Origin of the sequence: Fibrobacter sp. UWB10 (assembly GCF_900182935.1) — a bacterium.
Taxonomy (GTDB): domain Bacteria; phylum Fibrobacterota; class Fibrobacteria; order Fibrobacterales; family Fibrobacteraceae; genus Fibrobacter; species Fibrobacter succinogenes_O.
This window is the reverse complement of record NZ_FXUE01000002.1, coordinates 310541-326293: the sequence shown is the minus strand read 5'-3', so window position 1 is coordinate 326293 and position 15753 is coordinate 310541. Positions and strand designations below refer to the sequence as shown.

Here is a 15753-nt window from a genome sequence, read left to right as displayed (position 1 = left end):
ACGGATTATGGGCAACATGACAGGCCAAACGCCGTTTTTGCTATATTTCTGTCGAGTCCGGTGTTGGCACATGTAATCCCGAGGATAATTTAGTCCAGTATAAGGCCGGGCGCCGCCATGACGGCAATAATCAACTTACTGATTACGGCCTGGGGCATGGATTTCGCACGGCTGTAGAGAGTGTTCACCCCTAAAATTCCAAAAGCGGAAAAAAGTAGGACAATTCAAGTCCTGGTTTTAGCCTATTCCTTATAGGCAGGGGTAAACATTCTATGCAAGGAAACTCCTACGGGGAAATGACCACCGAAGCATTAAACGAATGGTGGAAGCAAATGAAATCGAAAGGCGCCGAATACCTCAGTATAGGTAAAGAGGGTAAAACCTGCAAACTTCACGCACGTAAACATGGGGAAAAACAACGCCTAGGGCAAATAAGCCTAGGCACAACAGATAAGAAATACGCTGATCGGATTCTTGGACTACTTTTAGCAGATGAATCAGACACATCACCAGCATCCGTTATTAGGCAATATTACGAACATAAACTTAGAATGGTTGATGCTTGTCGCGACAAGGAGCGACACCTTCGCTTTGTCCTTCCTCGCATAAAGACCGCAAAGACAAACTGTTCTCGTTTAAAATGCCATCTACTTCCATTCTGCAATAAATATCACATTAAAGATATAAAAGAACTTTACCAACGTGATAATGTCGGCAAATTTCTGAATTACCTAGACGATACTGTTCCCGAATCGGCAACCTGTGCAAGCATTGTCAAAACAACAAAGGCTTTTCTCCATTGGTATGATCGCCCCAGCAAAACACCCTTAGCGACCCGCGAATTTGAAGAAGCAATTCGAGGATATAGCCGTATCTTTGCACATAAGATTCGCAAGGTGAAAACATTCCTTAGCAATGATGATGTTCACAAATTACTCACTAGCGAAAGCGAAATTCCCGAGCTAAAAGCTCGCATCCTAGCTCATCTTGTAGGTGGTCTACGCCATAACGAAATTGGAGGTCTACGATGGTGCGATCTTGATAAACAACAAGGGCACCTTGTTGTTTCAAACGCGAAGGGAGGAATCGCTAGATACGCCCAATATCCAAAATGTCTTTGCGAGGCTTTTGAAAAAATTCGTCGAACTCGCACAAAAAACATCATGCAAGGAGACTTTGTTTTTACTTACCGCTCCTACAGCCAAATAAATGACATCATTCAACAACACATCCGAGAAGTTTGTGGAGCAAGCGGCAAGGATCTTGGCGGAAACTGCCTCCGTCGCTCGGGATGTCATAGCATAAACATGGCACATCCCGGACTTGGAGACAAACAACTAGGCCACGCCAACACTTCACGGATTACAGACACATATTACTGCGACCGCACAGACTTTAAAGATGTCAACAGCTACTGGGATGAGGTGTACGATGAATTAACAAACAGCAAGGGCGCAATCATCGGGCAAGAAGATCCTGCAATCTACACCGGGAAAATAATCACCCTTACAGCGTCCTAAAAGCCCCAAAGTCACAGCTTTTCAAGCGCATCTTTAACAGATTCATCTACGGTGTGGACATAGATGTCAAGTGTGGTGCTCACCTTAGCGTGTCGGAGTGCCGTCGACACGGTTTTTATATCAACCTGGGATCTTAAAAGGTTCGTCGCAAAGGAGTGGCGGAGCTTGTGATGTCCAATGCGTCCCGGGGCATTTAAGCCCGCCGACATAACCACGGTTTTTAATAAGGGCATTAGCTCCCAAGACTTTTGCGGAAACTTACCTTCAGCAAACAGGCGCCCCTCGAGGTTCTTTGGCCGGACTTTCTCGATCAGGCACCTGAGTTTATCGCTAATGGGCATTTTGGCAAATTTGTCCATTTTACCAACCAGGGCAAACTCACTAAGATCGGGCGCAAAGTCCTCCCAGCGCATATATAGAGCTTCAGACATCCTCAGGCCAGCATAGGCCATAAGCCCAAGAAAGAGCCTATATAGATCCGTTGGGCAAGCATTCAAAATAGCCTCAATCTGAGGCATGGTCCAAAACTCCTTTTCAGGCTCGGGAGGGAGTTGTTTCAATTTGACATTGTGCCAAGGTTCAAAGTCTGCTAGCTCATAATTATCGCGGCACCACACCAGCCACATTTTTAGACCTTTAAAGCGCTCTCTAAGCGTCTTTCTTCGGTCTTCACAAAAACTGCTAATCAGCTTTAAAAGCACTGGTTGCGTGATTTGGCGTAAAGTGGTTATCCCTTCGCTGTCCAAAAACCGCCAGCATGGACGCAAACGGCTCAAATAGGTATATCCAGTAATCTTCTTCACCGACACATCAAGGCAAGCAAAGAACTCATCCTCAGCCTGTTTTAGCGGAATATCCCGCAAGGCTTTCCTGTACAATGGGGGTAAAAGCTCCTCCGCTTGCATCCGAACAAGCCATTCTTTGGCCGCCTTTGCGCTGGTGGTTCCCAAAGATATGTTCCGAGGAGCCTGGCCCTCGGTGTGAACCACCCCGTACCAGGTCCTGTTACCCCGGGAAAGGTTGATTTGCCTGATAGAGAATGTCTTTTTGAGTGTATTTTCAGCCATTTTCGTCCTTTGGCGCCATATTGGAGGCGCCTTGACAATGGCCGAAAAAAGGGTGGTGCCAACACTCCTTCTGAGGAGAAAGCCAAGATTATCTGTGGAGAGGGATCGGCGCCGGAACCGCTATTTTACTGGGTTCATCGGTTTGGGTAGGCACATAAAAAAGTCCTACTCGAGCAAACTCATATAAGGTAGCGCAAATATAGACAAAAATCATGCTTGCGTCAATCTTAAAACTCCATCTTGGCAAGCAAACTGAAATTGCGGCCTTTTTCGGGCATCACCGACTTCAAGCGAGAAAGATGGTTGCGTACGTCAGCGTCAAACAGGTTGTCTGCGCGAAGCACAAGGCTATATTGCGCAAGGGATAAGCTCCAACGGAGTTCTGCCAGCAGGCCTAGAGTTACATAGCCCGGAGTCGATTCTTCGTAACGGTCTACGTACTTTTGCGCCAGCGCAAAATCGCTATAAGCCAAAGCGCGCAGACTCTCCCATACATACCCTAATTCGCCATGGAACTTGAACGGAGGAATCTGCGGCATATCGCCCCAGTCGCCATCGCGGAAATACCCTCGCACGTAACTCGCCGAAGCAGAAGCATGAAACCCTTGTTCAGCGACAGTCTGTATAGAGGCACTTCCGCCAAAGAGCAGAGCTTCGTCTCCGCGCACTTGATAAATAGGCAACAGCTGCGACCAGTTGGTATCGCCTGTAGCGCGCGGAGCAAGATGGTTCAAGAACCATGTGCCGTGCGCAGACGCCCGAAGCATCACCCATTCTCCATAAGAGCGGTACTCGAGTTCTGCGCCATAACCGCTTTCAGCATCTAACTTGTGATACCCGCGTTCGTATGTATACGCCGCCAAGTGCGGTCCCTGGTTATAGAGCTCCTCAATCGTCGGCGCCCGCGTCGTCCTGAAAAGGTCAAGCGTCATAAACTTACCGACACCGACTCGTTGCGAGAATTCGGCGTCGAATGCCCACAGCGCAAAATTGCGATCCGAGATAGCATCTTTGTCGGCAACCACGCTTTCACGCGGGCGGAAGAACGCACCGCCAAACCGCCCCGAAAGCGTGATTTCAAGACCACGCCACCCACCCATGCTCGCAACAGCAAATAAAGAGGACGTATACGAGCGGGTCGGTGGCGTAAACACGTAGCCGCCCATTTTAACCGAACGATTGTCTAATTCAGCCCCTAGGCGAACGCCAAATAGGGGGCCCAGATTCGCCATGAACTTCTCCAAACGAAGATTCCCCTCATTCACGGCGAACTCGGCCCCCACCGCTTCTCCTTCCAGTTCCTTGTGATGATATTGATTAAAACGCACCGTAACATCCAAAGTATCCGCAGGCTGGTGTGTCGGCAAATAGATTCCGCGCAAAGTCAGGTCCCGCTTCCACAAATCAATGTCTACCCCATTCGGATGCCCGCCAATAAAGCCGCCAGGAATTCCATAGTCACTATCAAACCATCGATAAGACGCACCCAGCCTTATGCGCCCTAAGGCGTACGCGGCACCCACGGCACCACTCTTGTTTTCGATTTCTGTATTTTCAAGAGTTCCGTCAGGAGTTTCCATATTGCGCATGCTGCGCCCCGAAAGTTCTCCTTTGAGAGAGAATCCCATTACCGAGGCATTTGCGCCAACGGCTGTCGCATAACCCGGTTGCCCCGTTTCTCCGTACCACGAAACATAACCATGAAACACCGAATCATCAAAAGGAATATCTTTGCGGTCCACTTGCACTACCCCGCCCGCTGCCGAGTACGAATGCAATAAAATACGCGGGCCTCGCAACACGCGCAAGCGCTGCGCAGTCAATACTTCCGATGCAACCGCATGGTCCGGCGATGTCGCGCTCATATCGCCACTTATAGAGCCATCTTCCGTCACTTCGACATGACTCCCCGAAAGGCCCTTGATTACAGGCCGCGCCGCCGCAGGCCCCATCGAGCGAATTGCCACATCGAGTTCATTTCCGATTGTTTCTGCAATCGTCGTTGAAATTTCACGTTCAAGAGTTGCGCCTTTCAAATCATCTTCATCGCGCAAACCTTCCAATAAAGCCTGTTTCGATTGTTCGGCCTCAATGGTCGAACTTCCTAAATCTTGTACAAATTCTTGGGCAAAAGAAAAATGAAGGAAGCCTCCCAGAAGGAGGCTCCCCATGGCAGCCCTAAATAGGCTAATCTTCATGTTCGTGCTCGTGATCGTGGTGGTCATGATCATGGTCTTCATCATCATGGTGATGTTCATGGAACGGGCATTCTTCTGCGTCCAATGCCTTGTCTACGACAACGCGGATTGCCGGCGTACGTGCATCAGCATGGTCGTGGTGATTTACCTTGAGAATCAAAGTCGTTTCGCCTTCCTTGACGCCCTTCAGGTGGAAACCCCAGCTGCCGCAGGAATGTACATCCAGAATTTTTTCGTCGGCAATTTCCCAAGCGAGGGAATGTTCGTCATCCGTCGGGGGCTCCACTTCTTTCTTGTTGTCGTCAAGAAATTTGACAGAGATATGCTCACTCATGCAATTTGCATTCACGTGCATCACTTCGATAGAGGAATCGGCCTTGCCGCGGTAAACGCTGTAGGCGAGCTGCCAGTCACCCCAGTAAAGGTTCCAGCCTTCGGCTTCAAAATGTTCGTGCTGGTCAGTAGAGGTGCTGTTGCTGTCGCCGCAGGCGGCAAAGAATAGGCTAAGGATAATGCCCAAAAAGGCGAAGGAAAGGGTCTTAATAGATTTCATTTTTCTCTCGTTTGAATACAACGATCCTATCCGCGAAAAGATTTGCGGACAACAAGGCCAAAAACACCTAGCGATTTTTCGCGAGGCAAAAAGCAGGATGTTGCGATTGAAGTTTTAGATGATTATATCGAGAGAATAGGCGGGGCGCGAGGCCTCGAAAAATGAAAGTGCGGATTCGTCTTGTATACACGAATTTCGCTTAGCAGTTCACAGATAACCACCAAAAACACGGCAACATCAGGGATATCGCCACTAAAGTCGAGACCATTCTGCACCAGCGCGCAAACCGGGCAATCGTCATGCTCGTCAAAATCATCATGATGGTGCTGGGCAATAGAAAGTAAGCCCGCCACCATCAACGCAACGATTATGGTCTTCAAAAATTTCACTAAAAATTCCAGTAAATCAATCTGTCAAACAACGAATTTATTTTTCGATATGCATTTCGGCATTGCGAATGATAGGGAAACCTCCGCCCCCTTCGTCGCTTTCAAAATCAAAGTCACCTGTAATCGTGATTATGGCACCTTCGGCCGGGTATTCTTTCGGAAACTTACGCGGCTTTGCAAGTTCAAAAGCAAGCCCCTGCGAACAACAAGCGAGGGCGTCCTGGATTACGCAACCGTAAAAGCGCCGTTCCTGTTCTTCATCGTAATAGCTCGAAAAGATACCCTTCATCTTGATATGCTTTCCGAGATACTTACTCGGGTACATGACCATCTGGTAAACTTGCCCATAGACCATAGTCCCGCTCATACGAGAAATGTCAATGTCGTATTTCTTTTTACCGCTGGATTCCTCTGCGAATATGGCCGCAAAGGCAAGCAAAACGGCAAGAAGGACTTTAGGCAACTTATACTCCTCTGCCTTGAATTAGACTGATTGAATAGAAGATACCGAATGCCACAATATCTGCCGCCACAATGGTCGAGCCCACAGGAGTGCCAGCAAGAATCGCGACAACGATTCCGATGAGCGAGCATACGACCGAGATAATGGCCGAAGCGACCGTTACCGCAAAGAAACTCTTGAACACGCGCATGGCCGAAAGCGACGGGAATACCACCAAGGCTGACACCAAGAGGGCTCCCACCAGGTTCATGGCAAGCACAATGATAACGGCCACGATGACTGCAATCAGCAAGTTGAATAAGGTCGTGTTGACGCCTGTTGCCTGCGCGAAATTCTCGTCAAAGGTGATGGCAAAAATTTTGTGGTAGAAAAGAATAAAGACTGCGAGGACTGCAATCGAAAGCGCAACGCACAAGTAAACTTCTTCTACTCGAAGCGTCAGAATAGAGGTCGAGCCGAAAAGCGTCGTGCAAACATCGCCCGAGATATTCGCCGAAGTCGAGAACACGTTCATCAGCAAGTAACCGATGGCAAGCGCACCGACCGAAACCATTGCGATGGCTGCATCTCCCTTAATGCGGGCGTTTTTGCCCGTGCACAGCAAGAGTACAGCCACAGCAACCGTTACCGGCAAGATAAGCAGCATATTGTTCGTAATCTTGAGCACAGCCGCAATCGAAAGCGCACCGAAGGCGACATGGGAAAGACCGTCACCGATGTAGGAGTAACGCTTGAGAACCAAGGTCACGCCCAAGAGCGACGAGCAAAGCGACACGAGAACGCCTACGATAACCGCATAACGCACGAAAGGAAAATCAACATAGAACGTGAGTTTTTCAAGAAGTTCTGGCATGATTATTTTCCCTTCACCGAAATGGTGTTGAAGTCCAGCACGCGGGTGGCGTCATCTAGGGCAGTATCCACATCGTGGGTGACCATGACAACAGTCATTCCCTGCTGATGCAGGTTTTCGATAATGCGGTACATCGTTTCTGTAGATTCCGGATCGAGACCCGTTACCGGTTCGTCGAGAAGCAGCAGGCGCTCAGCGGCGCACAGGGCCCTCGCTAAAAGCACGCGCTGCTTTTGGCCCCCCGAAAGCTCGCGGAAACAAGATTTCGCGAGGCTTTCGGTACGGGTTAGCGCCATGCATTCCATGGCGCGATCCCGGTGCGCCTTTCTGTAGAATGGCAGTAAGCGGTGCTTTCCCTGGAATGCCGACAGCACGATTTCTTCGACCGAGGCCGGGAAATCCTTTTGCACGATTGTCATTTGCGGCAGGTAACCAATCTGGTTTCGAGAAAGGCCATCGCAAAGTTCGATGACTCCCGATTTCGGCTTGAGCAGGCCCGCGATTCCTCTCAAAAAAGTCGTCTTTCCGGAACCGTTGCGGCCCACAATGCACAGGTAATCACCTGCGTTTACATCGTAGTCCAAATCGCGTACCAGATCCTTGTTCCCGTAACCGAGAGTCAACTGGCGACATTTGAGCAACGAGGTATGGGCAGTGAGCTCGGTTGCCTGCGGCTCCCTTTGAGAATTTTGGCTAAGATTTTTTTTCTGTACATCTTCACTATTCATTATTCATTCTCTGCTTTTGATTACTCACTACTCATCACTCATTACACATTACTTTATCGCTTTTTTCAATACTTCCAAATTTTCACGCATGATCGAAAGGTAATCTACACCAGATTGCATTTGGGCATCGGTCACCGACTGCATCGAATTCAGCGTGAGAACCTGAGCGTTCTTCGACTTCTTGCTAGCATCGAGAATCGCACGGGCAATCTTTCCATTGCTACCGTCAATCGTAAATATGGCAGGGAGTGCAAGCGAATCCATTTTGCCAGCCAAGAAGGCTACCGTCTCGAAGCTCGCTTCGCTTTCGGCGGAGCAACCAACAAACGCGGCAAAATACTTAATGCCGTAATCATCCACCAAATAGCGAAACGGAAAACGGTCACCGAATAGGATTGTCTTGAGGGCAGTGCTGTCCGTTGTTGCTCGATACTGGGCATCCAAAGCGCTAATCTTTGCAATGTAAAGACCCGCGTTCATGTGGTATTCCGTAGCATTCGCCGTATCCACTTTCGAGATGGCGTCTGCAAGATTCATCACCAATATTTCGGCATTCTTCAGCGAGAGCCAAACATGTTCATCGTTTTCGGCTTCTTCAGCATGTTCATGATGTTCGTGCTCATGTTCTTCTGCATGCTCATGATGTTCATGTTCGTGTTCTTCTGCTTCTTCGCCATGTTCGTGGTGATGATCCTCTTCGGCTTGCATGCCTTCGACGATTTCTTCTTCCTTGACGCGGTCACCCAAAGCCTGCATCAGATTCACCTGCACGCGGCCAGCCTTCGGTGTTGCAGCCAAAGCTTTTTCAATCCAAGCATCCGATTCGCCACCCACGTACACAACCATATCAGCGCTTGCAATTGCGGCAACATCTTGTGCCGACGGCTTGTAGCTGTGCAAATCTGTGCCGTTCTTGATGAGTAATTTCAGGTTCACAGAGTCCTGACGATCTCCGAGAACATTCTTCAGCCAATCATACTGCGGATAAATCGTCGCGACAATAGAAACTTTCTTTTTTGCAGGCGCTTTCTCGCTCGATTCCGCACTGCAGGCGACAAGCGCTAAGGCTGCCACCAAAACAAACATTGCATAAGCTGCAATTTTTTTCATTATAAGTCCTTTACCCTTTCGGGCTATAAATTGAATTGATAATTAAAACCGGAATACGGCAAACATCAATTCAGTAAAAGGACTTTCTGCGATACAAGTGTCATCGACTGCGAAGTCGCAGCCTTAAAACAAACTAGTTTGAAATAGAAAAATCGAAGTGCAAGTTCAAATGGTGCCACCACCAGTTCCATGCATACCGAAATCAGTTCCAGACAACGATGGATATGGTGACATACGTGGCAATGTTCGCCGTGACAATGGTGCTTCAAGTGCTTGGCGACATAGAGCGAAGCTAGCGCCACAAGCAATTTGTTGAACAAGGTGTTAATCATGACGCCTCCGCGAACAACCGGAGCAACGCCCGAGTAAAACTGATTGTTGCTGGTCTAGTTCGAAACCACTGCGCTGAACCGAAAGCTGCAAAACCTTGAGGGCGGGGCCTTCTAAATGGAAAAACTTGCCGCATTCCTTGCACACGAGGTGCATTTTCTCTTCGCATTGGCCAGGGCCTGTGTAACGGTATTGCAATTCATTATTATCTGCGGCACCGACAATCTGGATCATTCCCGCTTTTTCGAGCCTAGAAAGATTGCGATAAATGGTACTCAGCGAAACTTCCGGCAGACTTTGCGCAATTTCAGAGGCCATGAAAATCCGATCAGGATTCCCGACCATATAGTCCAAAATCATTTGGCGAGTCTGTGTTTTATATTCCGATTTGGCCATTTTAAATTGCAATCTATTTGCAAATTCAAATTTAGTCAATTTGCAAATGATTGTCAAGTTTGCTCAACTATCTAATTTTTACAGTGCAAGGGCTCTCCCGCCTTTTGCACTTGCCACATTCCCGAACATTTTATATATTTATGCATATATTAAAATATTTGCATAGACTTAGGGTGCCGGTTCGACCCGCCCACGGAGAGATTATGAAGATTGTTGACATTCTGAAGCAAGACAAGATGAGCCTTTCGTTCGAAGTGTTCCCGCCTAAAAAAGAGACGAGCTTCGAAAGCGTCAAGGCCGCCACCGAATCGATTGCAGCCCTTGGCCCCGCCTTCATGAGCGTGACTTACGGTGCAGGCGGCGGCGTTAGCCACTTCACTCTTGATATTGCCAAGAACCTCAAGCAAAAGTTCGGCATCCCGATGCTTGCCCACCTTACCTGCGTTTCTAGCAGCAAGGAAACGGTGCACCAGCGCATCGAAGACATGAAGGCCGCAGGCATCAAGAACGTCATGGCACTCCGCGGCGACTTGACCCCGGAACTCATCGAAAAGGGCCGCGACAATTGCGACTACCACTACGCCGTCGAACTCATTCGCGAACTCAAGGCCTCTGATGCCGACTTCTGCATTGGTGCCGCCTGCTACCCCGAAAAGCACCCCGAAAGTGCAAACCAGGCCGAAGACATCAAGCACCTTAAGGAAAAGGTCGATGCCGGTGCAGACTTTTTGACCACGCAGATGGTGTTCGACAACAACCTGTTCTTCAGCTTCCTCTACAAGCTGCGCGATGCAGGCGTCAACTGCCCGGTGCTCCCCGGTATTATGCCGATTACGAACGCCAACCAGGTGGAACGCGCCATCAAGCTTTCCGGTTCATTCATGCCGCAGCGCTTTAAGTCGCTAGTCGACAAGTTCGGTAGCGATCCCGAAGCTATGAAGCAAGCCGGCATTATCTACGCAAGTGATCAGATCATTGACCTGTACGCCAACGGCATCACGAACGTTCACGTGTATTCGATGAACAAGCCCGACGTTGCAGAAGGCATTCTCAAGAACGTCACTGCAATTTTGGGAAAAAATTTTGCCGGTTAATTATTCGCGAGGTTAAAGAACAATCGTCTTTAACCATTCGCGCATTTCATAGACATCAACTTTCGCCCGCAAAGACTTGTGGGCGATTCTTGCACCCGGTGCTGTCGCCATCTTTTTCGGATTGAGCGACATGCCCACACGGCCGAGATCTAGGCGGTCAGCGTCGTAGCAAGTGTTGATGGTCGGATCATCAGTCTGATGTTCCTTGGTGTGGTAAAAGCAGGCGTGATACAGTTTGTCGAACTGTTCCTGCGTGATATCAAGAAGGCCTTTTTCGAAGCATTCCTTGGCAAAGGCGGCTCCGCGTTCACCATGTTCGCCATCGTAGCCGTCATCTTCGCGTTTGCAATCGTGAAAGAGAGCGAACAGTCGCACGACTGTCACGTCGGCACCTGTAATGGGTGCGAGAAGCAAGCCATTGAATTCCACCTGCCGCCAATGAGAAAGTCCATGAATCGTCGAATCCACGATTCGATTGCTATAGACAAACTCTTGTAAGGCGGCAAAGTCAATCATTTCCCGTAATGTTCCTTCAAGTCCATCAGGCATTGGAGAGCCTGGATCGGAGTCATTTCTTCGGGTTTCAGGCGGCGGATTTCTTCTTTAAGGAGCTGCGTGGATTCGTCGGGAGGTGCGAACAGGTCGACCTGCGGCTTTTCCATAAGCTTCTTGTGGGTAGCGCCATCGCTCGGGTCAATCTTCTGCTTTTCGAGACGCAAAAGAATCTTGCGTGCACGGCGGAGCACATTGTTCGGGAGGCCCGCCATTTCGGCCACATGAATACCGTAGCTAGAATCGCAAGCGCCTTCGAGAATCTTGTGCAAGAAGATGAGCTTGTCGCCCTTTTCCTGAACACCCACCTGGAAGTTGCCGGCGTGTTCAAGGCTTTCTACAAGGCCAGTGAGTTCGTGGTAGTGCGTTGCAAACAGCGTGATGGCGGCGCGGGCAGGCTCATCGTGCAGAGTTTCTACAATCGCCCACGCAATCGAGAGGCCGTCAAAGGTACTGGTTCCGCGACCGATTTCGTCGAGGAGCACCAAGCTGTGCGAAGTCGCATTGCGCAAGATGTTCGCCGTTTCGATCATTTCGACCATGAACGTCGAAAGGCCACGGCTCAAGCGGTCGCTTGCGCCCACGCGCGTAAAGATGCGATCCACCACGCCGATGCGGGCACTTTCCGCCGGCACAAAGCAGCCGATTTGCGCCATGAGCACAATGAGTCCCGTCTGGCGCAGGTAAGTTGATTTACCGGCCATGTTCGGGCCCGTAATGAGCATCAAGCGGGTCGCTTCGGGCGAAAGATTCACATCGTTCGGGATAAAGTCAAGGTCCGAATTGACCGCGACAATCACCGGATGGAAACCGCCCTTGATTTCGATACCCGAGCCTTCGAAGACTTCGGGACAAACGTAATTGTATTTGCGGGCGGCGCGGGCAAAGCTATAAAGCGTATCCACGTGCGCAATCGCATTCGCGATTTCCTGGAGTTCGGCACGCCAGCTGTTCACGCGTTCGCGGAGTTCGCAGAAAATCTTGTATTCCAGCGCATGAATGTTGACTTCGGCATTGCTGATGATGGATTCGCATTCCTTCATCTCGGGCGTAATGTAGCGTTCGCCGTTCACCGTCGTCTGCTTGCGAATGTATTCGTCGGGAATCGGGGCTGTCGCCTTCGCCATCTGCGCCTTGGTAATTTCAATGTAGTAACCGAAAACGCGGTTGTAGCCAACCTTAAGGCTCGGAATTCCGAGGCGTTCTCGTTCACGGACTTCAAGCGAGGCAATCCATTCGCGGCGTTCCTTGATGTCTTCGTTCATGGCATCGAGTTCCGCATTTGCACCCGCGCGAATCATGCCGCCCTCGCGAACGGTCAGCGGCAAGTCATCGTTAAATTGCGAAAGAAGTTCTTCGCCACGGCCACGGGCGGCAATGAGGGCCGCTCGCATCGGTTCAAAAATCGGCGAATTCAATCCTTCAAGCACGTCAGCTACCTTAGAAGCCTGCGAAAGCGAACGGCCCATGCCCGCCAAGTCGCGGGCATTCGCGCGGCCAGAGCCCACACGGCCCATCAGGCGTTCCATATCAAGAATCGAAGTCAGCGATTCCTTCAGTTCGTCAAGCGCGACCGGATTATTGACGAGTTCTTCGACGGCTTCTTCGCGTTCCTTGATGCGGTCCACCGAAATCAAAGGATGGCTCACCCACTCCTTCAGATTGCGCCCGCCCATCGCGGTCACCGTAAAGTCGAGCACGTAGCAGAGCGTGCTGCTGATGTCGTCAGCATTCAATGGACGCACCAGTTCCAAGTTACGCAGCGTACTCGGGTCAAGCGTCATGTAATCGTCGAGATTCAGAATCTCGAGCGTCGTAAAATGCGAAAGTTCGGACTTCTTCTGGTCCATCAGGTACTGGAGAAGCGCTCCCGTCACCTGCGTTTCAACCACTCGCCCGTCCAAGCCGAGACCATCCAAAGCCTCGACCTTAAAGTGCGTAAACAGTACGTCCTTCGCGGAATCTTCACTGAACAGGAATGCCGGAAGTTCCGTCACCAGAATGTTTTCGGAGCGGATCAAATCCATCACGCCGCTAGGAATCACGGTTCCTTCGGGCACCACGACTTCTTTCGGCATACGGCGGCAGAATTCACATTCGAAAGCCTGCACCGAGCTCTTGCATGCAGCGAGGTAGCCGGTCGTCACGTCGGCAATCGCAAACGAAACCGAATCTTTTTCGGGAATGAACGCGCAAAGGTAATTTGCTTCTTTCGCATTCAGGTTCGACTCATCCATCGCGGTACCGGCACTGATAATTTCCACAATGTCGCGCTTGACGATACCCTTTGCAAGCTTCGGGTCTTCTACCTGTTCGCAAATAGCAATGCGGTAGCCCGCCGCCACCATCTTGGGCACGTAGCGATCCGCAGCATGGTGCGGGAATCCGCACAAAGGGGTCGCACCCGAGGCGCCGTTGTTGCGGCTCGTGAGCGTAAGTCCTAAAATCTTCGAGGCAACCACAGCATCGTCTTCGAAAAGTTCGAAGAAGTCGCCCATTCTAAAAAACAAGATGCAGCCGGGATTCTGTTTCTTGATCTCGTAATACTGCTGCATTAACGGGGTCACAGCCATTAGGCATCTCCCATCGACAATTCAACCTGGTCCGGATTTTCTTCGGGCTGCACCGGTTCTTCGGGGCTCACCGATTCGGGTTTCGCATACTGCGGCACCAAGGCTCCCGCTTCCAGAAGTTCACTGAATTCGCGGAGTCGCGGCAAATCTTCGGGAATGCGGTTGATGCCAAAATACTTCATGAATTCCTGCGTGGTCACGTAGGTATAGGGGTTTCCGACCGTATCGGCACGGGAACCGAGAGCAATAAAGCCCTTGTCGAGCAGGTTACGGATCGGGCCATCCACCGACGACACGCCGCGCACCTGTTCAATCGCCGCCTTGGTAATCGGCTGCTGGTAAGCAATCACAGCCAGCGTTTCAAGCGCCGCCTGGCTGAGCCTACGGGCGTTTGCTTCGGGGAACAGCTTGCGCACCCACGGGTAATACTTGGCGCGGGTCCTAAAGCGGTAACCGCCCGCCTGTTCCACAATTTCAAACGGGGAATTAATCTTGTTCAGCGAATCGTTCGCCGCAATCAAAGCATCGGACACCAAGCGCGCATCCAAAAAATCGCCCAGAATTTCACGCAGTTTCTTAAGCGTCACAATGTCAGGAGACGCAAACACGAGCGCCTGGATAATGCGGGCCAAATCCTCTTGGCTCTCGACTTTCGGGAGTTCCGCCGATTCTTCGGCCAAATCGTCCAAATTCTGATTTTCTTCCATACGCTTACCAAGATACAAATTTTCAGTTCAAGATCTACCAATAGATCCCGGCTCGGGGGCCGGGATGACATTCTAAGCTAGAACACGACCAGATCGTTCTTGTGAATCAGTTCGTCGGCGACATCCTTGCCCAAGAGTTCATGAACCTGGGCGGTCTTCTTGCGGAGAACAAGCTTTAACGTTTCGCTGTCGAACTTTGCGACACCGCGTGCCACGGCTTCGCCGTCTTGACTCAAGACTTCAATCAGGTCGCCCTTGTCAAAGTGTTTCTTGACGGCGCAAACGCCCACGGGGAGCAGGCTAGAATGCTTTTCGCGCAGAGCCTTCACGCCACCTTCGTCAACCACCACGGCCCCGCGCGGAGTCGTTACGAAGCTGAGCCAACGCTGACGGCTATTGAGCTTTTTCTTGGAGCCCACAAAGAGCGTGCCTTCGGCATTTTCAAAAATCACTTCGTGCGGCAACACCTTCATACCACTGGCGAGGAACGCATTGCAACCGCTCTTGGTCACGTTACGGATGGCTTCGAGCTTGCTGCGCATACCGCCGGTACTCACGGCAGAACCCGTTTCACCGGGCTTACCCGCAAGGGCCAAAACAGCAGGCGTAATTTCCGGCACAAAGCGGAGCAAACGGGCGTTCGGATTCTTCTTCGGATTATCATCGAAGAGTCCGTCTTCGTCCGTGAAAATCAAAAGCAAGTCGGCATCAAGGAACAGCGCCACATCGCTCGAAAGCTTGTCGTTATCACCCACCTTGATTTCGGCTACAGCGAGCGAGTCGTTTTCGTTGATAATCGGAACAATCTTACGGGCTAGCATTGCCTTGATGGTGTTCTGCAAATTCTTGTAGCGATTGCGGTCGCGGAAGTCTTCGGCAGACAGAAGAATCTGACCCACAGAAAGCTGCATCCAGCGGAACATTTCGCGGTAGGCATACATCAAGTCAATCTGACCCACGGCAGCACAGGCCTGTTTTTCAGCGAGAACCGTCGGCTTTTCCTTGTAGCCGAGCTGGCTCATGCCGGTGCCCACGGCACCACTAGTCACAATCACAACTTCTTTGCCGGCTTCCATCAAGCGCGACACAGAACCAGCAAGCTTCTGGATATAGCGGGTACGAACGCCGCCCTTTTCGGAGTCGACCAAAATACGCGAGCCGATCTTTACGACAATGCGACGGGATTCATCGAGAATATTCTTTCTTAATTCACTCATAGA

Annotated in this window: 16 protein-coding genes; 2 read left to right on the top strand and 14 right to left on the bottom strand. The window is 50.5% G+C overall.

Translation table 11 applies throughout. The features are described 5' to 3' along the window. The first annotated feature begins 296 nt into the window (after nt 1-296). The gene (locus QOL41_RS05990) at nt 297-1520 is read left to right on the top strand and encodes a tyrosine-type recombinase/integrase (RefSeq protein ID WP_283429021.1); all 1224 of its coding nucleotides are present in this window, start codon (nt 297-299) and stop codon (nt 1518-1520) included. An 11-nt stretch (nt 1521-1531) separates the two neighbouring features. Here the strand turns inward: QOL41_RS05990 and QOL41_RS05985 are convergent, their stop codons facing one another. The 10 genes from QOL41_RS05985 to QOL41_RS05940 form a co-directional block, all read right to left on the bottom strand. Further along, nucleotides 1532-2587 (bottom strand): tyrosine-type recombinase/integrase, encoded by a 1056-nt coding sequence (locus tag QOL41_RS05985; RefSeq protein ID WP_283429020.1) that lies wholly within the window; start codon nt 2585-2587, stop codon nt 1532-1534. A gap of 227 nt (nt 2588-2814) precedes the next feature. Beyond that, nucleotides 2815-4845: a TonB-dependent receptor gene (locus QOL41_RS05980; RefSeq protein WP_283429019.1), complete on the bottom strand. Its 2031-nt coding sequence runs from the start codon at nt 4843-4845 to the stop codon at nt 2815-2817. Continuing rightward, the gene (locus tag QOL41_RS05975; RefSeq protein WP_283429018.1) at nt 4775-5338 is read right to left on the bottom strand and encodes a hypothetical protein; all 564 of its coding nucleotides are present in this window, start codon (nt 5336-5338) and stop codon (nt 4775-4777) included. Before QOL41_RS05975 ends, QOL41_RS05980 begins: the two co-directional genes overlap by 71 nt. A 122-nt stretch (nt 5339-5460) precedes the next feature. Further along, nucleotides 5461-5727, bottom strand: coding sequence for a hypothetical protein (locus QOL41_RS05970; RefSeq protein ID WP_283429017.1), 267 nt, complete (start codon nt 5725-5727; stop codon nt 5461-5463). A gap of 37 nt (nt 5728-5764) precedes the next feature. Further along, nucleotides 5765-6190: a hypothetical protein gene (locus QOL41_RS05965; RefSeq protein WP_283429016.1), complete on the bottom strand. Its 426-nt coding sequence runs from the start codon at nt 6188-6190 to the stop codon at nt 5765-5767. Between the two features lies 1 nt (nt 6191). Then, complete coding sequence (locus tag QOL41_RS05960; RefSeq protein ID WP_283429015.1) at nt 6192-7043, bottom strand: metal ABC transporter permease; 852 nt, start codon at nt 7041-7043, stop codon at nt 6192-6194. 2 nt (nt 7044-7045) lie between these two features. Continuing rightward, nucleotides 7046-7771 (bottom strand): metal ABC transporter ATP-binding protein, encoded by a 726-nt coding sequence (locus QOL41_RS05955; protein ID WP_173654036.1) that lies wholly within the window; start codon nt 7769-7771, stop codon nt 7046-7048. A gap of 48 nt (nt 7772-7819) precedes the next feature. Next, entirely contained in the window at nt 7820-8881 is a 1062-nt protein-coding gene (locus QOL41_RS05950; protein ID WP_283429014.1) for a metal ABC transporter substrate-binding protein, read from the bottom strand. 65 nt (nt 8882-8946) lie between these two features. After that, entirely contained in the window at nt 8947-9213 is a 267-nt protein-coding gene (locus tag QOL41_RS05945; protein ID WP_283429013.1) for a hypothetical protein, read from the bottom strand. Continuing rightward, nucleotides 9206-9607: a Fur family transcriptional regulator gene (locus QOL41_RS05940; RefSeq protein WP_173654033.1), complete on the bottom strand. Its 402-nt coding sequence runs from the start codon at nt 9605-9607 to the stop codon at nt 9206-9208. Before QOL41_RS05940 ends, QOL41_RS05945 begins: the two co-directional genes overlap by 8 nt. A 203-nt stretch (nt 9608-9810) precedes the next feature. Between QOL41_RS05940 and metF the strand changes: the two genes are divergently transcribed. Continuing rightward, nucleotides 9811-10701 (top strand): methylenetetrahydrofolate reductase [NAD(P)H], encoded by an 891-nt coding sequence (gene metF, locus QOL41_RS05935; protein WP_088627729.1) that lies wholly within the window; start codon nt 9811-9813, stop codon nt 10699-10701. Between the two features lie 12 nt (nt 10702-10713). On the opposite strand, the gene QOL41_RS05930 is transcribed toward metF, so the two are convergent. The 4 genes from QOL41_RS05930 to proB form a co-directional block, all read right to left on the bottom strand. Next, nucleotides 10714-11217, bottom strand: a complete 504-nt coding sequence (locus tag QOL41_RS05930; protein WP_283429012.1) for an HD domain-containing protein — start codon at nt 11215-11217, stop codon at nt 10714-10716. Continuing rightward, nucleotides 11214-13826 carry a DNA mismatch repair protein MutS gene (mutS, locus tag QOL41_RS05925; protein WP_283429011.1) on the bottom strand — a complete coding sequence of 871 codons (2613 nt, stop codon included), beginning with the start codon at nt 13824-13826 and terminating at the stop codon, nt 11214-11216. The genes QOL41_RS05930 and mutS overlap by 4 nt, the downstream gene beginning before the upstream one ends. After that, entirely contained in the window at nt 13826-14533 is a 708-nt protein-coding gene (gene scpB / locus QOL41_RS05920; RefSeq protein WP_072797100.1) for an SMC-Scp complex subunit ScpB, read from the bottom strand. Before scpB ends, mutS begins: the two co-directional genes overlap by 1 nt. Before the next feature lie 77 nt (nt 14534-14610). After that, nucleotides 14611-15750, bottom strand: a complete 1140-nt coding sequence (proB, locus tag QOL41_RS05915) for a glutamate 5-kinase (protein ID WP_173654030.1) — start codon at nt 15748-15750, stop codon at nt 14611-14613. Nucleotides 15751-15753 lie beyond the last annotated feature (3 nt).